19 protein-coding genes are annotated in these 21,491 nt (G+C 36.0%); 8 read left to right on the top strand and 11 right to left on the bottom strand.

Annotated elements, in window-relative coordinates:
* Positions 1–388: 388 nt before the first annotated feature.
* From B0I22_RS04035 to ku, 4 genes are all read right to left on the bottom strand, one after another.
* Positions 389–997 carry a hypothetical protein gene (locus tag B0I22_RS04035; RefSeq protein WP_133943369.1) on the bottom strand — a complete coding sequence of 203 codons (609 nt, stop codon included), beginning with the start codon at positions 995–997 and terminating at the stop codon, positions 389–391.
* Positions 998–1,321: 324 nt separating this feature from the next.
* On the bottom strand, positions 1,322–3,184 hold the full coding sequence (gene ligD, locus B0I22_RS04030; protein ID WP_133943368.1) for a DNA ligase D: 1,863 nt from the start codon (positions 3,182–3,184) through the stop codon (positions 1,322–1,324).
* A gap of 65 nt (positions 3,185–3,249) precedes the next feature.
* Entirely contained in the window at positions 3,250–3,861 is a 612-nt protein-coding gene (locus B0I22_RS04025) for a DNA polymerase ligase N-terminal domain-containing protein (protein WP_133943367.1), read from the bottom strand.
* A gap of 81 nt (positions 3,862–3,942) precedes the next feature.
* Positions 3,943–4,722: a non-homologous end joining protein Ku gene (gene ku, locus B0I22_RS04020; protein ID WP_133943366.1), complete on the bottom strand. Its 780-nt coding sequence runs from the start codon at positions 4,720–4,722 to the stop codon at positions 3,943–3,945.
* 742 nt (positions 4,723–5,464) lie between these two features.
* On the opposite strand from ku, the gene B0I22_RS04015 reads away from it, so the two are divergent.
* The 7 genes from B0I22_RS04015 (at position 5,465) to B0I22_RS03985 (ending at position 13,120) form a co-directional block, all read left to right on the top strand.
* Positions 5,465–6,958 carry a LuxR C-terminal-related transcriptional regulator gene (locus B0I22_RS04015; RefSeq protein WP_133943365.1) on the top strand — a complete coding sequence of 498 codons (1,494 nt, stop codon included), beginning with the start codon at positions 5,465–5,467 and terminating at the stop codon, positions 6,956–6,958.
* Between the two features lie 363 nt (positions 6,959–7,321).
* The gene (locus B0I22_RS04010; RefSeq protein ID WP_166668172.1) at positions 7,322–7,891 is read left to right on the top strand and encodes a hypothetical protein; all 570 of its coding nucleotides are present in this window, start codon (positions 7,322–7,324) and stop codon (positions 7,889–7,891) included.
* Positions 7,892–7,959: 68 nt separating this feature from the next.
* Positions 7,960–8,757 carry a hypothetical protein gene (locus tag B0I22_RS04005; RefSeq protein WP_133943363.1) on the top strand — a complete coding sequence of 266 codons (798 nt, stop codon included), beginning with the start codon at positions 7,960–7,962 and terminating at the stop codon, positions 8,755–8,757.
* Positions 8,758–9,666: 909 nt separating this feature from the next.
* The gene (locus B0I22_RS04000) at positions 9,667–11,682 is read left to right on the top strand and encodes a hypothetical protein (RefSeq protein WP_133943362.1); all 2,016 of its coding nucleotides are present in this window, start codon (positions 9,667–9,669) and stop codon (positions 11,680–11,682) included.
* Between the two features lie 48 nt (positions 11,683–11,730).
* On the top strand, positions 11,731–12,228 hold the full coding sequence (locus tag B0I22_RS03995; RefSeq protein WP_246022136.1) for a hypothetical protein: 498 nt from the start codon (positions 11,731–11,733) through the stop codon (positions 12,226–12,228).
* A gap of 152 nt (positions 12,229–12,380) precedes the next feature.
* Entirely contained in the window at positions 12,381–12,809 is a 429-nt protein-coding gene (locus B0I22_RS03990; protein WP_133943360.1) for a transposase, read from the top strand.
* Positions 12,785–13,120 carry a helix-turn-helix domain-containing protein gene (locus B0I22_RS03985; RefSeq protein WP_133943359.1) on the top strand — a complete coding sequence of 112 codons (336 nt, stop codon included), beginning with the start codon at positions 12,785–12,787 and terminating at the stop codon, positions 13,118–13,120. Before B0I22_RS03990 ends, B0I22_RS03985 begins: the two co-directional genes overlap by 25 nt.
* Before the next feature lie 414 nt (positions 13,121–13,534).
* On the opposite strand, the gene B0I22_RS16300 is transcribed toward B0I22_RS03985, so the two are convergent.
* The 6 genes from B0I22_RS16300 to B0I22_RS03960 form a co-directional block, all read right to left on the bottom strand.
* Entirely contained in the window at positions 13,535–13,678 is a 144-nt protein-coding gene (locus B0I22_RS16300) for a hypothetical protein (protein WP_246022135.1), read from the bottom strand.
* A gap of 218 nt (positions 13,679–13,896) precedes the next feature.
* On the bottom strand, positions 13,897–14,055 hold the full coding sequence (locus B0I22_RS16295; protein WP_246022134.1) for a hypothetical protein: 159 nt from the start codon (positions 14,053–14,055) through the stop codon (positions 13,897–13,899).
* Positions 14,056–14,123: 68 nt separating this feature from the next.
* Complete coding sequence (locus B0I22_RS16290) at positions 14,124–14,678, bottom strand: site-specific integrase (protein WP_246022133.1); 555 nt, start codon at positions 14,676–14,678, stop codon at positions 14,124–14,126.
* 524 nt (positions 14,679–15,202) lie between these two features.
* Entirely contained in the window at positions 15,203–16,588 is a 1,386-nt protein-coding gene (mnmE, locus tag B0I22_RS03970) for a tRNA uridine-5-carboxymethylaminomethyl(34) synthesis GTPase MnmE (RefSeq protein ID WP_133943358.1), read from the bottom strand.
* Between the two features lie 294 nt (positions 16,589–16,882).
* Positions 16,883–17,278, bottom strand: coding sequence for a hypothetical protein (locus tag B0I22_RS03965; protein ID WP_133943357.1), 396 nt, complete (start codon positions 17,276–17,278; stop codon positions 16,883–16,885).
* A 176-nt stretch (positions 17,279–17,454) separates the two neighbouring features.
* Positions 17,455–17,649 (bottom strand): quinol oxidase subunit 4, encoded by a 195-nt coding sequence (locus B0I22_RS03960; protein WP_133943356.1) that lies wholly within the window; start codon positions 17,647–17,649, stop codon positions 17,455–17,457.
* Between the two features lie 131 nt (positions 17,650–17,780).
* Between B0I22_RS03960 and map the strand changes: the two genes are divergently transcribed.
* Positions 17,781–18,545: a type I methionyl aminopeptidase gene (gene map / locus B0I22_RS03955; RefSeq protein ID WP_133943355.1), complete on the top strand. Its 765-nt coding sequence runs from the start codon at positions 17,781–17,783 to the stop codon at positions 18,543–18,545.
* Positions 18,546–18,638: 93 nt separating this feature from the next.
* Here map and uvrA read toward each other — a convergent pair whose 3' ends face one another.
* Positions 18,639–21,467, bottom strand: coding sequence for an excinuclease ABC subunit UvrA (gene uvrA, locus B0I22_RS03950; protein ID WP_133943354.1), 2,829 nt, complete (start codon positions 21,465–21,467; stop codon positions 18,639–18,641).
* Between the last annotated feature and the right edge of the window lie 24 nt (positions 21,468–21,491).

Genomic DNA, 21,491 nt, shown 5'->3' with positions numbered 1-21,491 from the left:
CTTACTGCTTAGATACTTAATTGAAGAAATTTAAACAAAATTTTAACTTATTTTTGGAGAATAATTTATGATAACAAATCTTTTATTATACCTCTATTTTTTTATAAAAATTAACAAAAATTTGCGTTTTTTGGAATGAAAATGGATAATAATGCCAAGTTTTTTTGACTAAATTTTCTACTAAAACTTTAAAATTTCGATTTAAGGAAATTAATTAATCCCTAAAAGTATTAAGATTGAAATAAAACTGAACATCAATAAAACCTAAATATCCATAGAATTGACAATAATTTTGAATATTTTTTAGAAAATAAATAACAAAACTTTAATTTTAAAATTAAGTCAAAATTAAGTCAATAAATGGTGAGTTAAAGAAGACGATAAAAATTCATAAATGAGGCTGGAAATCCAACATTCCATCCGTAAAACTTTTCCACTGGATTTTTGTAAATCTAGTATTACCCCCGAGAGAAATCAGGAAGTTTCTGACACGATTCAGAAAACCTGTCTGCGAATTAGGTAGTTCATTTCGCAGGTAAACCCCCACTTTGAGAGAATGCCCCGTTATGGAAATGATAAATGTCGAACTCGTTTTGGCAGAGTAAAAATGGGCAATCTTTGAGCTTTGACCGGTGGGATCTTTGGAAGGTTTGCAAGTAATGCGAAAGCTTTCTTCGCTGGTAATGTCCATTTCAGTGATTTCTACCCAATCAAAACCTTTGGCTTCAAAATCACCTGGTCCTGGGATATCTATTCTTATATAATCACCTTCTTGTGGTTTGCGATTCACATGCTGTCCGTTCTCATCAAACAGTTTAAACTCTGCGGTCGATTTCCCACAGTAATTTTGCCACTCGTTTACCGATAAAAATCTTGTTTTTAAAATATCAAAATTTGTAAAAGCTGCTTCTGGCGAATCAATTTTTTTATGACTTTCTGTATCTTGGAAGGCTCCCTCTTTTTGACCAGGAACGCCGGAAATATGTTTAGCTTTCAAAATATTTTTGTTTTAAATAATTACAATACTATGATCTGAGTCAGCCTTTAAAATTTGAAATAAAAAAGTATAACATTCTGAATTTGAAATTACAAACCGTTGTAAAAATACGATTTCAATAACAGTTTCGCTATGACTACAGTCATATAGAAAGGCATTAATTACTGCTTAGATTTACAGTTTACTTGCTCCTTAATTTCTTAAATAGAGCTTTGGAAATACTTTGCATTTCAACATTGTGATAATTCATTTTTATCTATGCAAAATATTAATTTAAAAGAAAAATTAAACTTATTAATTTTTAGATTAATAAAAATACAATTTCTACTTTTCCAATTTCTTAATCACCTTCAACATATCAACACCTTTTCCTAGAACAGGCTTGAAAAGATCGCCTTTTTCTTTCAATCGCTCCAAAGCATTATGAATAGTGAAATCTGTAGGTTTCAGTCCAACTTTCACTTCGTCCCATTCCAATGGCATCGAAACGGTCGCGCCTTCTTTTGGGCGAAGACTGTAAACACTCGCAAGCGTCTGTCCACGACGATTTTGAAGATAATCGAGATAGATTTTGTTCTTATCTCGTTTTTGAAGACTTCTTTCAAGTGTTGTCAAATCCGGCAATTTCTGCTGAACCATCTGCATCAAAAGATGTCCAAAATCCTTGACTTGGTCGTAATCATATTTCGCGCCCATCGGAATGTAAATGTGAATTCCGGAGCTTCCCGAAGTCTTCGGAACAGCTTTGATTCCTGCAAAATCCAGAACTTCTTTCACCGCCAAAGTCGTTTCTATCACGTCTTCAAAAGTATTTTTGTCTGATGGGTCGAGGTCTAAAACAAGGTAATCGGGAAAATCGGCTTTTGGCAATCGGCTTGTCCAAACATTCAGTTCGATGCAACCGAGATTGTTGAGATAGGCCAAAGTTTCCTTGTCGTTACAAATGATGTAATTGATGTATTTGTCACTGCTTTCCGAAAAAACTTTTTCAATCTCTATCCAATTCGGCGTTTCTTCAGACGCATCTTTTTGATAGAAACTCAAACCTTTGATACCATTAGGAAAACGATTCATAGATTGCGGACGCGCCTTGAGATGTGGCAAAATATATTTGGAAATACTTTGATAATAATCGATGACATCGCCTTTGCTCACATCGTCATCCGGAAAATAGATTTTGTTCTGATTCGTCAGTTTCAATTCTTGTTTTCCGATTTTTTTGATGATTTCGTTTTTGGCAGTTCTTGTTTTCGGTTCGGCTTTTTTCACAATTTCGTTTTTTGATTTGTTTTCAGAATTGAATTCCACCTCTTTCGGTTTCACATCGTCGCGAAGTCGTAGGAACACGGGATGGCGGTAAATAAAATCTTTCGTCACTTCCGTAAATTTGATTTCGGCAACCAGTTCTGGTTTCACCCAGGTCGCTTTTGCATTGGTTTTCGGCGTGATTTTGAAAACCGAGTTATCGATAATCAAAGGTTTCATTAATTGATGAAGTTCAGAAAGCATTTTATCATTGAAACCCGTTCCAGTATGTCCACAAAAAACCATTTCGCCGTCCAGATATTTCCCAAGAATTAGGGAACCAAATTTGATCCGAGATCCTTTTGGTTCGGTAAATCCGCAGATAATTGCTTCATCGGTTTGATTGATTTTTATCTTCAGCCATTCCGAACTTCGGATGCCTTCTTTGTAAGTGCTGTCAGTTTTCTTCGCCACAATACCTTCCAAACCAAGGTCATTTGCGACTTGATAAAAATCTTTTCCGTCTTTGATAATATGGTCGTGGAATTGAACGATATCGTTCTGAACCAAAGCTTCTTTCAGCAATTCTTTTCGTTCAAGATAAGTCAGTTCCTCGGTTGAATGTCCGTTAAGCCAAAGCAAATCGAACACCTGATAAATCAGGGCCAAATCAGGATTATCGCCAATTCTTTGAAGCCATTGAAAGTTCGGTTTTCCTTTGTCATCGTAAGCAACGATTTCGCCATCAAGAATCATCTCGTGTTCCTGAAGTTTCAATGAATTTATTACTTTTTTGAATTTCTGAGAAAAATCGAGACCATTTCTGGAATACAATCCAACAGAATCGTTTCTTAAATCCGCAATTGCCCGATAACCATCCCATTTAATTTCAAATGCCCAATCCGCATCATCAAAGGCTTTACCAGTGGTTTTGCACAGCATCGGCGTGATGAATTCCGATAATTTTTTCTCACCGGAAAGTGCTGGCGTATAATTTTTAAAATGCTTTATGCTTTCCGAGGCGGTATTTTTTTTTTACTGTCTTTCCCCTCGAGGTAAGCTGTTACTTTTGAATTTTTGGAGGTGTGTTCTTCCGCGTTGTAGTCATCGGAAACCGCGAAATCGTCTTTATGTTTAATGAGCAACCAAGCGTTGTCCTCTTGCGGATTTTTGATTTTGACCAATGCAAACTCTCCTTTCAATTTTTTACCGTAAAGAATGAATTTTAAAGATTGTTTGTGAAGTTCCGCTCGCATCACGAGGTCATCAGTTTTGCCTTTTACTTTTTCAATGGGTTCGTAGGTTCCTTCATCCCAAATTTCCACTTCGCCGGCACCATAATTTCCTTTCGGAATCGAGCCTTCAAAAGTTCTGTATTCGTAAGGATGGTCCTCAACCATCATCGCCAATCGTTTGTCGGAAGGATTCAATGACGGACCTTTTGGAACTGCCCAACTTTTCAAAACGCCTTCCATTTCAAGTCTGAAATCATAATGCAATCGCGACGCTGCGTGCCTTTGAATCACGAATTTCAGTTTTTTACCGCTCGCTTTTTCCTTTCCACTCGGTTCTGAAGTTTCTTTAAAGTTGCGTTTTTTGTTGTAATCCTCGAGTGCCATAATTGATAAATGATGAATGATAATTGATAAATGATTTCAATTGTAAAGCCTGAATCCTTTGCCTTCTTTCTTGTATCTTTTCTACCCAGCTTTTTTCTTTTTGCCTTCGAGACTGGCTTTGAGCATTGCCATCAGGTCGGTGGTTTTTCCTTTTGGTTCTTTTTCTTCCACCAATTTTACTTTTTTGCCTTTTGCTTTTTGCTTTATGATTTTCAATAAATCTGCATTGTAAGTGTCTTTGTATTTTAAAGGGTCAAAAGTGGTCGCCAAAGATTTGATTAATGACTCTGCCATTTTGAGTTCGTCAGGCTTCGGTGCTTTTCCGGTTGGGATTTTCAAATCTTCGTAGCTTCTCATTTCTTCAGGATAACGCATTCTGTTGACAATCAAAATCTTATCATCGTAAGGCCGAATCAGACATAGGATTTCTCGTTCTCTCAAAATAAAAGAACCGATGCCGACCATTTTGGTTTTCATTAATGATTTTAATAATAATTTGTAAGCCGCTTCACCATTCTTTTGAGGTTCAAGGAAATATGGTGTTTCGAAAAGGGCTGAATCAATCTCATCTTGTTTGACGAATTGCGCAATACTGAGAACTTTAGATTTTTCCGGACTTGCGGCCGCGAAATCTTCTTTGTCGAGAACGATATATTTGTCCTCAAGCTTGTAACCTTTCACGATATTTTCCCAAACGACTTCTTTCCCAGATTTCTCGTTGACACGCTTAAATTTGATGTTACTCAAATCCTTGCTGTCCAACATATCCAAATCCAAAGTGCTGGAATCTGTCGCAGAATATAGTTTGATCGGAATATTCACAAGTCCAAAGCCAATGGCGCCATTCCAGATTGCTCTCATAATTCAGTTTTTATAATTGAAATTAATAATGAAATATTATTACTTAGTTTCTAACAATAAATATTCCATCATCGATTTTCGATTCTTTGAAAATTTGAAATTATTTCTACTGGAACATAAATGGAGTTGAAATTGGAATTTCTGTTGGTCTTAATTTAAATAAGCCAAGGTATCGATAAATCAATGTTATCCATATAATATTTTGAATTGTAAGTTAGATTTTTATCAATTTTCCCTTTTACATTAAGGAGATTGCATCAACAGAAAAAAGAAAAAATCTCCAATCAATCTTTTATGAAAGAATCGGAGTTGTGAATAAGTTCTTAACCAAACATCATTTCCTAATGATCAGCCAATTTTGATAATCTTTGTGTACGTTCATCAATATCTTCTTCTGGAAAATTTTATATGAGGTTGTAAAAGTTACTTTCTTATACAAGTATCTATATAAGCGTTTATTAATGGTGATTTATACAACAAAAGGTGTACAAAAGTGGTACGTAATTAAGGTATTATAGAATCTTTTTAAGATAGGTGTTAAAATGGTTTATTTATCAAACATCTTAATTAATTTTGTTTTGATTGTTTCTAAGTACAAAAATACATAACAATTAATTTGCAGTCTTGCGATAGTATTTGTTTAATCTCAAAGTCTAGTTTATGTCAAATTCTAAAGATATAAAATATATGTTCGAGACTTCTACTAATATTTCAGTATTTTTGAGATTCTTGATAAAAAAAGATGATAAAAAAAACATCCCTGTTATTAATTTTATTCTTTAATCTGCATTTTGCACAACAAAGAGATTCTAAAAAGGAAATTGACAGTCTTATAAATCTAGCTGACCAAAACATCAACGTAGATTTTGATAAAACACTCCTGTTTGCCGAAAAAGCCCTTGTAAAGGCAAAGAAGGAAAAAGATGAAGAGAGAATGGCAAAAGCATATTACTATGCAGCCAAATCTCTTGTTTTTTTCAGAAGATTTGAAGAAAGCTCTCGTTATCTTAAAGAAGGTCTCAAAATAAGTGAATTGAAAAATGATATTATTTTAAAATCATTGTTTTTTAGTTTGCAGGGATCTTACTACGCAAGAATGTCCTTGTTTGAGCAATCAGTTCAGAGTAAAAAAAGGGCTTTAGAATTGGTTGAACATAACAGCGATTTACAATCCCAACTTTTAACTGCCAACTACTACGTTGGTATCGCAGACTATTACATTGATACGAATGATCTTCAGTCAGCTCATCTATATGCTGACAAATCAATAGTTGCGATTGAAAAAATTCCAGAACAAAAATATTTTTCAACAAAAAAAATCTATAGAGATAAACCATTTATTTATTTTTATAAAAGCTGGATTCTGCTTCAGGAAAAAAAACCACAGGAAGCACTTCCTTTTATTGAAAAAGCATTCAATAGCGCAGTATTGGAACGTTACCATTACATGGCTCTCTTCTATGAGATCTATGGTGACTACTATTACCAGACGCGATCCTATCAAAAAGCGATAGCGTTTTATCTAAAATCAGTCGAGAATAAGAAAAAATTTAAACACTACCATGCCAATGTCGATTCTAAGATCGCTTCATCATACAAGGCATTGGGCGATCATGCCAATATGTTGCGTTACATGGAAAGAGCAGAAAAAAGGCGAGAAATAGATGGTAGGGAAGATTTAAAAATTGTACAAAAAGAGCTTCACAACGCCTTGACCCAAGAGGAAATAGACAAAATTAACTTGAGATATAATCAAAATTTAATTGTTGCAAGTATTATTTTCTTTTGTATTTCGTTGTTAGTTGCTGTGTTTTTCAATATCAGGAAGAAAAAACGAAAAATTATTTTGGAACAAGAATCAAGATTATCTGAAAAAATATTTACAATCCAGGAAAAAGAAGATGAAATTGAAATGTTGCGACAAAGGGTAAATGAATCAACTTCAGAATTGATAGAGCTAGTTAAAAATAACTCACCTCTTTTTTGGACAAAGTTTCAAGATGCCTATCCGGATTTCGCTCAAAAACTGCTAAAATTAAATCCTGCCTTAAAAACTACAGAGCTTTGTTTCTTTGCATACATCTATATGGGCTTTAGCAATAAGGAAATTGCAGAATACACTTTCAAGGCCTTGAAAACGATTGAAAATAATAGATCAAACCTTCGGAAAAGAATCTCATTGAACAGTGATGAGGATTTTACGGTTTGGATAAGAAATTATATCGCTGAAGCTTAAAAACACTATAAACTGTGTATAAAAACAAGAGGGTTCTTTTAGAGAGCCCTCTTGTTTTTTATTATCATACCACCTTGATTATCAGCAACAAAATAAAATCGGGAGGTTGTTAGGGGGCGGTTTTTTTTATAGTTATAATCTGTTTTTTTTCATTTGCATCAGATTTCAGGACAGGTCATATTAAATATAATTTCCTTATTGAGATCTCAAAAACAAAATGATGAAAAACACAACACACACTTCTATTATTTACGAAGATTAGTTTGTAAAACCAATTCTATGTAAAGAGAATTGCCCAAGCATGTATTGGAACTAAAAATTCTGATTAAAAACGAAACTTTATAAATAATGTACCACACGCAAATGATGAGAAAAAATAATCCAGAGCTTTTCTATTTACTTAGAAGAGCTTTAGGTATTCTCTGTCTTCTTTTCATTTGTAAGAATAGTTTTGGACAAATTTACGCACACGATAAACAGATTGTTTTCAGGAACAAAAATCCGAAATCCGAAAGTGCATCAATTTATATTGTAGAAGGTACATATGTGCACAATTTCCCTCAAACTGCAAACTCCGGAAAAAAGAAAGCTACAAAGCCTAAAAAAAGATCAATTTCTGTAAGAAAAAAGAAAAGTACCAGCCAAAAAAATCGGACTGCATTAAAACACAGGAAGAAACCTACTGTTAATTATCGTTATTCTTCAACAGATAAAAATCAACTTTTCATCACTTCTCATCTTCACAAAATTTCTTTTTCAGGGAGTTTTCAAGATTACTCAAATAAATTCTTGGAGAACTCTACAAGCTGGAACTCTACAAAAACCTACAGTTCCATAAGGTCTAAAGGCAATATTAAAAGCTTTAAAGAAGATATAAACGGCTTTTTTAATGATTTTAAAGTTAGACCTCCACCAGCCTGCCTGGCCATATAAAAACTAAATGATATTAAAATTTAAAAAAGTGTTGAAAAGTTTTTGAACAAAAAACAATATAAAATAAAATGAAAAAATATGTATTTTTTTTAGGTGCTATCTTTTTTTCGGGAGCTGCATTCTCTCAAGTAGGGATCAATACCGAGAATCCCAAAGGAATATTTAACATAGATGGAGGAAAAGACAATCCCACCACAGGATCAGCGCATACTGCTACGCAACAATTAAATGATTTCACCATCTTACCAAACGGAAATGTTGGTGTAGGCACAATAAACCCTTCCCAGAAACTAGAAATACAAACTGGAGGAACAACGATTGCTCCTGTGACTGGTTTTTTATTAGCTGATGGTACTCAAGGTGAAAGCAAGGTACTAACGAGTGATGCAACCGGAATTGGAACTTGGCAGACTCCGGCTTCTATGAGACCCACCATCACGGGGACCTTTCCCACCCCATCAAACATTGTAAGGTCATTAATTTCTGCTACGGGCGTAACAAATACCGGAGTCTATATTACATTACCCAAAGGGAAATGGCTTGTTAGTGTCGGAATCACACTTGGCTATAATATTGTAAACAGCGAAGCTTGGCTCCATGCTTATCTAACCAGCAGTACAACCAATACAATTACGAGAACCAATTTTACACATTTGGGACCAGCAGGAGTTAGTACTGCCTTTGCCGGATTGATTTCAAATAGTGCAAGGGTGACTGATTTAAATTTTATGCCAGGCAGTTCTTTAATTAATGTCACTCAGGACAATTCACGGATTTATTTAGCGATTGAATCAATTGGTGCGAATGCATGGGAATATAACACAGCTGCCTTTGAAAATTATTTTTTTGCTATTCCTATTAATTAGAAAAGTTTAAATATTAAATAATGATGAAAAGCAGGTGAAATTTTTCATGTTAAAAATCGAGTAGGAAAAAGCTGAATCATTTCTTGTGTTTCATCTCACGATAATAAACACCTCTCCCATATTTAAATATATCATGAGAAGTAGTTTGAGAAAAGTCTCTCAGATGTATATGGTGAACTACAGAGAGTAGAAAAAAATAAACAAATGATGTTGAAAGTACAAGGTTAGTAAGCACACAATAAACAACAAATGAAAAAAAGTAAAGTCTATCCAGGCTTTTAAATACACAAATAATAAATGATGAAACAAATAATATACAAACATTTAATCAAAGTATTACCAATACTTTTATTGATTTTCACAGCACGTGAAAATTTATTTCAAGCACAAACTTGTGCTGCTACTGCAAATATACCAATGAACGGAAATATTACAGTAAACGGCGTACAAGTAACATCTAGCTCAAGCGGGAAAATCTCGGTTTACAATCCTTCTTGGAATGGGAACTGTGCATCATTGAGTGGTAACTCTTTATGGGTAGGTGATAATTATCCTTCCACAAATGCATCGGTAGCACCGTGGCAATTGGTACTTAACTTTAATAAGCCTGTAAATGACATTATTATAGTGCTTTCTGGAGGAGGAAATACGAATTATCCCCAGTCAGAAAATTTCATATTCACACCCAACCAGGGAGCTGTATCGATCTCATCAACTCAAAGTTGTAATGCTACAATATCTGGTAACACCATTTATACAACAAGTTCTCCGCCGGCATACAATGATGGTGGAGGATATTTTAGAATTAGATCTACATTGCCCTATACCCGTTTAACAATTAATGGAAATGGTGGTTTAGCAGGATCATTAATGGGTATTTGTTCTGCTTCTATTAAGCCAACATGTGATGTGCCTACTCCCACTGTCACTACTTCAGGAGCGTTAAATTTTTGTAATGGAGGTTCTGTATCATTAACTTCTTCTGTTACTGCTGGAAACCAATGGTACCAAAATGGAACTGCAATCAGTGGAGCGACAGCCCAGACTTACACCACTTCCACTCCTGGAACATATACTGTGATTGTCACTTCTGCAGGTTGTTCCAGTTCGCCTTCTGCAAATCAAGTCATAACTGCTCCAAGTGGAAGTACCTTAGACAGCGATGGAGACGGCGTTCCTGACGAATGTGATTTGGATGATGATAATGATGGAATACTGGACACCAATGAATGTGTCAATCCGATAGGTGCTGCAGTTATCTGGTCAGGTGATGGAAGTTATGGCTTAAATCCTCAAATTCTACAACCTTCTGTAATTGCAAATAATGGCACAATCGCTGCGTCAAAAGGAGATGGTTTGACATCAATTTCTATTTTCATGAGCTCATATCAATTGTCGGGCATCAGTGCATCAACAACTACCCTCTCTGGCGCCATTTCCCAGAATGATTATGTTGAATATCAATTCAAAACTTCTAACTGGAGCACGTCTGTACCAAATAGTATGCAATATATATTTGACAGAACCTCGGTGTTTCATCAGAGCGTAAATCCTATCGATTATAGGTTTGCAGTTGCAATATCAACAGATAATTTCGCAACCAGCACAGTTTTGCTGACAGATCTGAGTAGCCGTAAAAGTAATACAATACAGGTTTATAAAAATCCGGATTATGCGTTGGAACCTAATAAACAGTATAAAGTACGGGTGTATTTCTACTCGCTTGCTTCTTCTGGAGCAATATTATTTGACAACTTTACAATTAGAGTAACCCAATATTGTGACACTGACGGTGATGGCATTCCAGATTACCTAGATCTAGATTCTGATAATGACGGCTGTTTAGATGCCATAGAAGGAGCAGGTGGTTTTACAGCTTCAGATCTTACCAGCGCGTCGGGTACGGTAAAAGTAGGGGTCGGATCGTCGGCTAGCAATCAAAACCTTGGAATTGTAGTTGATGCCAATGGCGTTCCAACATTAGTGGGAGCAAATGGACAAGGCGTAGGAGATTCCAAAAATGCATTAGCCAATTCACAATGCGCTGAAATCTGTACAGAACCTGTAAACGGAAATTTATTTGAATGGAACTATCCTGGTGATTCCTTGTCATCTAGCCCATTGATATCAACCATTCCTTCACAACCGGGAAGCGACTATGGATACACTTTTGATATTTATAATCTTGATAATTCTTTTAATATGATTATCAATGGAGTTCCGCTTGCAAATAATGAATTGGAATTTCAATCTATAGTAGCTGGTACACAAAACATTAATCAGAATATTGAGTTTCTGGACGGCACACATTGGGAGGACGGCACAATCCCAGCAATCTATCAATTATATGGAGATCAAGCCAATGCACGCCCAATCATCAGAGTGAATATATCCTCAAATGGTATCGTTACATTATTTGCAAGTAAGGTTTCAGCAGATAATGAAAATTATGAACTGTACCCTGCTCGATTTAAGACTGGAAATAGTTTCAATACAATTCCATGGAACACATCATCTAGCAATGAAGTAAGTATTTCTCAAAATGTAATTGGAGATACATCTATGAAAGGCTTTGGATATGGTAAAAAAATAACCCCTTGTTTCTGCTACAAACCAGCGTCAACATCTGGAATTACATTAAATACCACTCACGGCATTACCTCTCTTGGCAGAGCGGGTAAAGACCAAGGCGATAATTGGCCTATGGTGAGAAAAGGTGCTTGGACAGCACTGGAATCTAAAACAAAAGGATTTGTGGTCAATAGGATTTCTACTTCTTTTGGAGTTAATGCAATTCCTAACCCTGTTGAAGGAATGATGGTATATGACGAAGAAGCTAAATGCTTGAAAATTTACACCCTAAAAGATGGAGCATCCTCTATGGCCTGGCATTGCATGGTAACGCCAGCTTGTCCAAATAAATAATGTTTAAATATTAAAAAATTAATCTAAATGAAAAATACATTCATCATATTGTTGACCTTCGTAGCTATTTGTGCTTATTCTCAAGTGGCTATTGGAAAAGAAAATGTAACCAATACTTCCGTATCTCTGGAGTTCGGAAGTGAAAACAAGGGCTTACTATTGCCTTGGGTAACTTCTGAGAATTCAGTTGCAGGAGCCGTAGATGGAACTATTATCTATGATACTACCGACAAAAAAGTGAAGTATCGAAGATCTGGGAGGTGGTTTGATCTGAGTGTGGATGAAACTGGTACGGTTGACACATCATTGCAAAATTCCAAAGTAGAAAATAACTCAGCAAAAGCAGTTATCGGAACAAATGGCTTAAATGATACCACACCTGGAATTCTCGTTCTATCTGATACAGACAAGGCGATGATACTTCCTAAGGTAGCTAGCCCACATCTTAATATTAGCAATCCAGCTTCGGGAATGTTAGTTTATGATACGGATGCTAGACAATTAGCGGTATTCAATGGAACCGTATGGTCTTTCTGGAAGCCGTAAACATATAAGATCAAACATATTTATTCACATTAAGATTACAGAATGCGGAATTAATTCTGCTTCTGTAATTCTTTTTTATTGAATTTCAAGTAATATTAATTGAAATTCTAAAACAAAAGAACGTAGGAAACTATCAATAAAAAAATACTTTGATGAGTCTTAAAAATATACATATCGGCAAATTGATCGAAAAAAGAGTTTCGGAAGTCCAGATGACCAATGAGCGAATTTGTAAATCTCTTAATTGTACTGATCTAGAACTCCTCAATATTTATGATTCGGATAATCTTAATACAGAAATGCTTTTAAAACTCAGCAAGCTGTTACAATATGATTTCTTCAGAATATTTTCCCAACACCTAATCCTCTTTTCCCCTCTTCCAAAACCGAATAAAGAAGCAAATATGAAGAAAGAAAAATCAAAGCTTCCTCAATTTCGCAAAAATATATATACACAAGAAATCATATTTTTTATACTTGAACTAATTGAAAAAGAAGAAAAATCAATTGCTCAAATCATCAATGACTACCAAATCCCCAAAACCACACTTTACAAATGGATAAACAAATACAAAATATAGTGCCCAATTATAAGAGGATATACACTGATATTCTTCATAAGAAATTTCCAGATAAAATAGATGACTGCAAAAAGATAATGGAAAAAGAAAAATTAACCGTCATGGATATTTTGACCCTGGATACTAAAATATTCGGTTTAAAAGACCAATCTAAAGAAATTTTTGATCAGCAACATCGCGCGTACGACCAGTCCGCTATATTAGAAATTTTGGATTACCAAAACAAACAAAAGTTGACTAATACACAATTAGCAACGCATTTTAAATTAAGCCGAAATACGGTTACCAAATGGAAGAAAGCCTTTTTGTAAAAGAAATATTGATCTTAATGAACTGCTTCAACCTTAACAGTTGAACGTTTTATCAGATCGAGCATCACTTTTAATTATACTTTAATGGCATCATATCACTAACGTTCAACTAATGAATACTTCAATTTGAGATAATTTAGATTGCGATCAAAAATAGTTTTGCCGTCTGTACCATTTTGACACAGAGTATTTTTCTCCTCCACAAAAGCATCTGGGTATTATGGAAAAAGAAACAAAGAATTTAATCCTAACTACTGTAATAATTAGGATTAATTTTTTTTGCGTAAAGAAAATTCTATGGCTTCCTGTTGAATTTCATCATTTGATTTATGGCTGTTTTTTAACAACCATTCATCAATTTTTTTGCTTTCAAAAAATAGAATTTTCCCGTTAGGTTTAGAAAAAGCGATACTGTTAGAATGTACCAATTTTATAGATATAGGATTTCTTGAATCCTGTGTAATCGGAAAGTTCTTCAACGTTCAGAATTTCCTTTAAACCAAAAATATGTTTTTCAATTCGGTTGAGTTGGTGGATGATGATTTCGTTATTTTCCATTGCTTTCGTTTAACAAATTTAATGAAGCAAAAATCATCATAGAAAACCATAAAAACAATATAATCAAACACTTAAGAGCGAAATAAGAACAATGTGGATTAATCTGGAATGTCAAAAGTCTAAAGAAGAATAATCTGGATTAAGACTTCAATACTCACATTACAAATGTCAAAATATAAACAGATAATCGGAAATAAATCGATTATCTATTTAATATTTCACAACTCAATATTCAATTCCGGGATAATTTCCGCAGCTTCCTTCATTTTGCTATCCACAATTTTTGCATAAATCTGCATAGTTCTCAATTCTCTGTGTCCCAATCTTTTAGAAACAGTATAAATATCTGTTCCATTTTTCCAGAAGTAAAACAGCATTTGTATGTCGGGCTGAATGAAAAGTTATATGTTTGGGAACGGCAGCACGATTACACCAGCGAATAATTTCAGTATTGTAGGTCATTCCATATTTTAAGCCTTTGAAAACTCGATCTTGCTGGTTTTGCCAATTCTCTCGCTTGTTTTGAGATGTATAAATATTCAACTCCGTCAGTCTTTTCTTGCCGGAAATTCACTTTAGTTACATCATCTTCATCACGAACTTCTGACCAAAACAATGTATTAATGTCCGACCAACGCAATCCGGATAAACAAGAAAATAGAAAAGCTCTCTTTAAAACAGGATATTTACATTCAGCTTTAGCTAAACGTTGTAATTCGTCAAAAATCAGATATTCTCTTTGGCTCTCAGCTTGTTCAAACGATTTTATTTTTGAAGCATAATTTATCGTCAAATAACCATTATCGAAAGCATTTCGAAGTGCAGCTTTAAACTTGTTGAAATAAGAATACATTGAGCTTTGAGAAAGAGGTAAATCACTCTTGCTAATTGCATCCTTTTCAAAGTATTTCCTGACTTTTTTAATGAAATATTCATCAATTTCCTCAAAAGTTAAATTCTTTGGAACTACTTTTTTAAATGTTGGTAGGTGGAGTACCAATTACCATAATTATTTGACGAATCGAGCGTTCGTTTTTCCTCAGCAAGATCAGCGAAGAAATTTAAAAATACTCGTTTAGCCTTCGCAGTATTTTTCAACTCAAATCTTCCTTGTGCATATTCGGCTTTTCGAATTGAAATTATATTTTCTGCAAATTCCAAAGCTTCTTTATTTTCTTTTTTTCTTTGGCAGTTTTTGGATCTACAGTTAAATACGTATCCAAATTCTCGTAACTCCGCAGGTGTTATCTTTTTCCGTCTTCAGTAATTTCAGAACCACGGTAAAACTCGATTGACAGACTAATCCTGCCGTCTTTTAATTTTCTTTGACTAAGTGATATTTTCATATATTTAGTTTTGTACCACTTTTGTACTACTTTTCACTTTTTTCAAGGTCTGAAGTAGTACAAAAGTGGTACAAATATAGTCTAAAAAGAGAAAATAAAATTTTTATAAATATCTGATAATCAAACAAAAGAAAGAAAGAAAGAAAGAAAGAAAGAAAAAAACCAAAGAAAAGCTAAATTATTTCCCGATACAAAACTTCGAAAAAATATTCCCCAACACCTCGTCATTGCTAAACTCCCCAGAAATCTCCCCCAGATGTTCCAAAGCATTTCGCAACTCATAAGCCAAAAGCTCGGTTGTGATTTTAGAACTCACAGCCTCCTCCACTTTTTCTACCGAATCAAGCGATTTCTTCAAAGCTTCAAAATGGCGTTGATTGGTGATAACAACATTATTCTCTTCGGATTTCAACTGTTCAACAAACGAAGACAACTCATTTTTAAGATCCTGAATATTCTGATTCTCAACCGCTGAAATTTTTATAAAATCAAAATCAGAATCAATCTCTTTTCGGAAGGATTCTTCTACAAGATTGTATTTTGTCGGAAGCACTTCATCAATCTTTGTCGCACAGATGATTAGTTTCAAATCGTCTCTCAACAAGGGTTTTAAAATTTCAAAATCCTCCGAAAAATCCTCAGTTGATGCATCAGCCAAATAAACCAAAACGTCCGCAGAATCCACTTTTTCCTTGGCCTTTTTCACACCAATCGCTTCTATTTCATCTACCGTATCACGCAAACCTGCTGTATCAATCAGTCGGAAAGCATTGCCTTTGATGTGCAAAATCTCCTCAATCGTATCACGCGTCGTCCCAGCAATATTGCTCACAATCGCCCTTTCTTCTTTGAGCAAAGCATTTAACAAGGTGGATTTCCCCGCATTTGGTTTCCCGATAATCGCAACCGCAGTACCATTTTTGATCGCATTTCCGTATTGGAAACTATCGATCAAAGAGCTCAATTTCACTTCAATTTTATTCAGCAACTGATTCAAAGCCGAGCGATCCGCAAATTCTACATCTTCCTCCGCAAAATCCAATTCCAATTCTATCAACGAAGTAAAATTCAAAAGATCATTCCGAAGAACCGAAATCTCCTGCGAAATCCCACCTTTCAGCTGATTCAGAGCCACTTTTCTAGACGTTTCATTGTCAGATGCAATCAGGTCAGCAATAGATTCGGCTTGGCTCAGGTCAATCCTTCCGTTCATAAAAGCACGCATCGTAAACTCACCAGCCTTCGCCATTCTCGCACCATTTTTTATCAAAACTTCCAAGATTCTTTTGGCAATGTAAGGCGACCCGTGAAACGAAATCTCCACAGAATTCTCCGTCGTAAAAGTCCTTGGCGCGTGGAAAACCGACAGCATCACTTCATCTATCACCTCATTTTCCTCCTTTATGAAACCATAATGCACCGTATGAGAATCCACTTTCTCAAGGTTTTTGCCCTCAAAAATCTGATTCACAATTTCAAAAGATCTCTCCCCAGAAATCCTGATAATCCCAATTGCTCCTATTCCGTTTGCCGTGGCCAATGCACAGATCGTGTCCTGATTCATCCCGCAAAATTACGAAATTTAACACACTCCCAATCACTCGAACTCTCAAACTCTATCACCATTGTTAGGAGCCGGGAACCTGCTGTCCACTATATCTTTTTTGTCATTGCGAACGGCGAGAGTTTATCTTGATTGAAGTTTACTTCGCAATGCCAAAAAAGGATGCCGTTCCCATCAGGGCTACGGGTTTTCTGATCCAATCAACTATTCATTTTCATTTTGAAAGTTTCTTTTAAAACACAAAAAAGCCATACACAAAAATGCGTATGGCTTCTTACTAACAATTTTAAACATTTATCTATTATCTATCCTCACACTCACGGGCATTACGTAAGTGGTCGCCATCATTTTAGAATTTATTTTATCAGCATCCACTTTGTAGATTAGGCTTGCCAATACATTCTCAAGTTCTTTGCTCACGTTTTTGCAATCGCCGTTTGCGTGGATATTGGTAATCTTTCCGTTCTCTGCAACACTGAATCTCACATCAGAATTGACAATTCCTTCTTTATATTCGGAAGCTGTAAAATCGAAATTATCTTTTACCAGTTTCCTAAGTTCCCCGAAACCATCACCAGAACTCAGAACCACTTCTTGTATATTTTTCTCAGATTCCTGAGCTTGTGCTACATTGAACAAACCTGCAAATACAAATATTGATAATGCAACCATTTTTTTTATCATTTTCATTTCCATAATCAATTGATTTTTAGTTAATATTTATCTTATCTAATGACAAAGTTACAACATTTTAATATTCCGTTCATATTAAATTAACATTGAAAGTGAAAATTTAACATTAGAAACCAAAAAAATTCCAAGAGAACCGAATCTCTTGGAATTTCCAACTTTTATTTTTTTTAAACTTATTTACGTTGTCCAGGCGCAAAAGGTCTTGCCGACTTGGTTCCGAAAACTTTTTTAGCGTGTCCTGGAGGCATTGGCTTTGCCTTAGAATGTCGCGGATGCTTTGGTGGTTTCGGTGGTCTTGGTGGTGCAACACAAGAAGCAAAACTAAGAAGGAAAACACCAGTCGCTAAATAAATTTTAATTGATTTCATAACTTTTATTTTTATCATTAATGACAAAATTGATACCATTTGCAAATTTTTGATTGGAGTAAGTCGTCCATATTTGTTTTTTCTAATGATAATCGATAAATTTGACTCTTACTGAATTAAAAACTACCAATATGTCCATCACCAACGAGTCAGAATTAATCGGAATGCAAAAGGCCAGCGAGACGGTTGCGTATGCTTTGAAGGAAATGAGAAACTTTGCCAAAGCTGGAATTTCAACCAAAGAATTGGATGATTTCGGCGGTAAAATTCTTGAAGAAATGGGCGCAAAATCTGCTCCGTATCTGACTTATGGATTTCCCGGTTACACTTGCATCAGCGTGAATAATGAGTTTTGTCACGGGATTCCGTCTGAGAAAACGATTCTGAAAGAAGGCGACCTTATCAACATCGATGTTTCTGCGGAGTTGGATGGCTATTGGTCAGACAATGGCGGTTCGTTTGTGATTGGGGAAGACATTAACCATCATCAAAAACTGATTGACGCTTCCAAAGAAATTCTGCAAAAAGCAATTTCAAATATTAAAGGTGGCGTGAAAATCTCAGACATTGGCCATCTGATGGAAACCGAAGCCAAAAAACGAGGTTACAAAGTCATCAAAAACCTAACTGGTCACGGCGTTGGCAGAAGTCTGCACGAGGAACCACACGAGATTGCAAATTACCGCGACCGATTCAATACACAACGATTCAAAAAGAATTCTGTGGTGGCGATTGAGACTTTCATTTCCACAACTTCCACGATTGCAGACACGCAAAAAGATGGCTGGACAATGGTTGGAAACAAAGGTGGTTTTATGGCGCAACACGAACATACAATTGTTGTGACAGACGGAAAACCAATGATTTTGACGGAAGCTAACGGAATTTATAATTAAGAAAATCAAACAAAAAATGTCACTCCAATCGGAATGACATTTTTTATTTATTCATAAAATCTAACTTCTAAAATCTAAGCTCTAACTTCTAACTTACATTTCCTTTTTCAAAAACTTCGCCGTCAAACTTTTCTTGGATTTGATAATCTGCTCAGGCGTTCCTTCTGCAATGATTTGTCCGCCGTGTTTTCCACCTTCCGGGCCGACATCGATGATGTGGTCTGCGAGTTTGATAACATCCATATTATGTTCTATGATAATGAAGGAGTTTCCCAATTCCACCAATTGATTGATGGCTTCCATTAAAACTTTTACATCTTCAAAATGAAGTCCTGTTGTAGGTTCATCAAGAATATAAAGTGTATTTCCGGTTTGTCTTTTCGAAAGTTCCGTTGCCAGTTTCACACGTTGCGCTTCTCCTCCACTCAAAGTCGTGGATTGCTGACCAATCGTGATATAGCCCAAACCAACATCCTGCAAAGTTTTCACTCTGATGTAGATTTTCGGAATCGGCTGGAAGAATTCTACCGCTTCATTGATGGTCATTTCCAGAACATCAGAAATCGATTTTCCTTTGTAACGCACTTCCAAAGTCTCACGGTTGAAACGTTTTCCGTGGCAAGTTTCGCAATGCACGTAAACATCGGGTAGGAAATTCATTTCAATAACCTTCAAACCGCCACCTTGGCAAGTTTCACAACGTCCGCCTTTCACATTGAAAGAGAATCTTCCTGCTTTGTAACCACGGATTTTACTCTCTGGCAATTCGGCAAAAAGATTACGAATATCGGTAAACATTCCTGTGTAAGTCGCTGGATTAGAACGTGGCGTTCTTCCAATCGGACTTTGGTCAACGTCTACGATTTTGTCGATATTATCAATCCCATCAATGCTTTTGTAAGGCAAAGGTTCTTGGATTGCTCTGTAAAAATGGCGGTTCAGAATTGGATAAAGTGTTCCATTAATCAAAGACGATTTTCCACTTCCGGAAATCCCTGAAACAACCACCAATTTTCCTAATGGAATTTCTAGATTGACATTTTTAAGGTTATTTCCAGTCGCGCCTTTCAGAACAATCGATTTTCCGTTTCCGGCTCTTCGTTCTGCAGGAATCTCGATTTTTCTTTTTCCTGTTAAATAATCTGCCGTGATGGTGTTGGCTTTTTTAATGTCTTTCGGATGACCTTGCCAAAGGATTTCTCCACCGAATTTTCCCGCTCTCGGACCAATATCCAAAACGTGGTCGGCTTCCAGAATCATATCTTTATCGTGCTCCACCACCAAAACCGAATTCCCTATATCACGAAGATGTTTCAGGGAATTAATCAATCTTTCGTTATCTCGTTGATGAAGACCAATTGAAGGTTCATCCAAAATATAAAGAACGTTTACGAGTTGAGAACCGATTTGCGTCGCCAAACGAATTCGCTGAGATTCCCCTCCGGAAAGGGTTTTCGAGCTTCTGCTGAGACTCAAATAATCCAAACCGACATCCAAAAGGAATTGTAATCTGGTTTCAATTTCTCTAAGGATTTCGTAAGCGATAATTTTATTTTTATCACTGAAAGTATCTTTTACGTCAGCCAGCCATTCTTTCAAATCTAATAGAGAAAGGCCGTTGATTTCCGCAATATTTTTTCCGTCAATCTTGAAACTCAAACTTTCCTGACGCAGACGCGCGCCTTTACAAGTCGGGCAAACTTCCTCAGTTGTAAAATTACGTTCCACCAAAACAGCGTCGTAATTTTCACGTTCGTCCACGATTTCCTCAAGAATATGAACCAAACCTTCGAAGTTGATTTTAATCTTTTTCGAGATTCCGGCGTGTTTCAGTTCTTTCGTAATGTCCTTATTATGACCGTAATAGATGTATTCCAAAGCTTCTTTCGGAATATCTTTGAACGGCGTTGTCAAACTCAAATCAAAAACTTCCAAGATTAATTTAATCTGAGAAAGAATCCATTTGTTGGATTTGATTTGTTCGAGTGGCAAAAGCGCACCTTGATTGATTGACAGTTTATCATTTTCGACAAAATAGTCGGTGTTCACTTTTTTAACTGTTCCAAGACCTTTGCACGTTTCGCAACTTCCTTTCGGCGAGTTGAATGAGAACGTATTCGGTTCCGGCAAAGCCATTGAATCTCCCGTGATATCGTCCATCAAATTCTTACTGAAAAAATGAATTTCCTCACTTCCCATTTCCTGAATCGCAATCAAACCTTCGCCCATATCGGAAGCGGTTTTCAGAGATTTTTGCATTCTCAGTTCCGTCGCCGATTCTCCGATAATCCATCGGTCCACCACCACTTCTACATCGTGAGTTTTGTAACGGTCGAGTTTCAAATCGTATTCGATATCCTGTAAAACGCCGTCGATTCTGGCCTGCGAATAACCTTTCTTTGAAAGATGGATGAACAATTCGTGGTAATGTCCTTTTCTGGAACGCACAACCGGTGCCATCAGATAGACTTTTTTCCCTTTGAAGTTTTCCTTGATGGTCTCAAGAATCTGGTCTTCCGTGTAACTTACCAAACGCTTCCCAGAACTCATCGAATAAGCGTCGGAAACTCTTGCAAACAAAAGTCTCAGATAATCATAAAGTTCGGTAATCGTTCCAACGGTTGAACGTGGATTTTTGTTGGTCGTTTTTTGTTCGATGGCGATTACGGGCGACAGACCTTCAATCTTGTCAACATCCGGACGTTCCAATCCACCGAGAAACTGCCTTGCATACGCAGAAAACGTTTCGATGTAACGTCTTTGCCCTTCTGCAAAAATCGTATCAAATGCGAGGGAAGATTTTCCGCTTCCGGAAAGTCCTGTGATGACCACCAATTCGTTGCGTGGGATTTTGACGGTGATGTTCTTGAGGTTGTGCTCTCGAGCGCCGTATATTTCGATAAATTCCTGATTATCTTGCATAGAAAAGTCTCATTCTGGGAAAAC

It is taken from the genome of Epilithonimonas xixisoli (genome assembly GCF_004365655.1).
In the GTDB taxonomy this organism is placed as follows: Bacteria; Bacteroidota; Bacteroidia; order Flavobacteriales; family Weeksellaceae; genus Epilithonimonas; species Epilithonimonas xixisoli.
This window is presented reverse-complemented; position numbering and strand designations above follow the sequence as displayed.

Bases quoted from the DNA above. Each gene is read 5' to 3' on its own strand.
- B0I22_RS04010 (WP_166668172.1), top strand. From the start codon at position 7,322: ATGATGAGAAAAAATAATCCAGAGCTTTTCTATTTACTTAGAAGAGCT.
- B0I22_RS16300 (WP_246022135.1), bottom strand. From the start codon at position 13,678: ATGGAAAATAACGAAATCATCATCCACCAACTCAACCGAATTGAAAAA.
- B0I22_RS03990 (WP_133943360.1), top strand. From the start codon at position 12,381: ATGAGTCTTAAAAATATACATATCGGCAAATTGATCGAAAAAAGAGTT.
- B0I22_RS03965 (WP_133943357.1), bottom strand. From the start codon at position 17,278: ATGAAAATGATAAAAAAAATGGTTGCATTATCAATATTTGTATTTGCA.
- map (WP_133943355.1), top strand. From the start codon at position 17,781: ATGTCCATCACCAACGAGTCAGAATTAATCGGAATGCAAAAGGCCAGC.
- B0I22_RS03985 (WP_133943359.1), top strand. From the start codon at position 12,785: ATGGATAAACAAATACAAAATATAGTGCCCAATTATAAGAGGATATAC.
- B0I22_RS04005 (WP_133943363.1), top strand. From the start codon at position 7,960: ATGAAAAAATATGTATTTTTTTTAGGTGCTATCTTTTTTTCGGGAGCT.
- ku (WP_133943366.1), bottom strand. From the start codon at position 4,722: ATGAGAGCAATCTGGAATGGCGCCATTGGCTTTGGACTTGTGAATATT.
- B0I22_RS16295 (WP_246022134.1), bottom strand. From the start codon at position 14,055: ATGCTGTTTTACTTCTGGAAAAATGGAACAGATATTTATACTGTTTCT.
- B0I22_RS03960 (WP_133943356.1), bottom strand. From the start codon at position 17,649: ATGAAATCAATTAAAATTTATTTAGCGACTGGTGTTTTCCTTCTTAGT.
- mnmE (WP_133943358.1), bottom strand. From the start codon at position 16,588: ATGAATCAGGACACGATCTGTGCATTGGCCACGGCAAACGGAATAGGA.
- B0I22_RS04015 (WP_133943365.1), top strand. From the start codon at position 5,465: ATGATAAAAAAAACATCCCTGTTATTAATTTTATTCTTTAATCTGCAT.
- uvrA (WP_133943354.1), bottom strand. From the start codon at position 21,467: ATGCAAGATAATCAGGAATTTATCGAAATATACGGCGCTCGAGAGCAC.
- B0I22_RS04025 (WP_133943367.1), bottom strand. From the start codon at position 3,861: ATGGCACTCGAGGATTACAACAAAAAACGCAACTTTAAAGAAACTTCA.
- ligD (WP_133943368.1), bottom strand. From the start codon at position 3,184: ATGCTGTGCAAAACCACTGGTAAAGCCTTTGATGATGCGGATTGGGCA.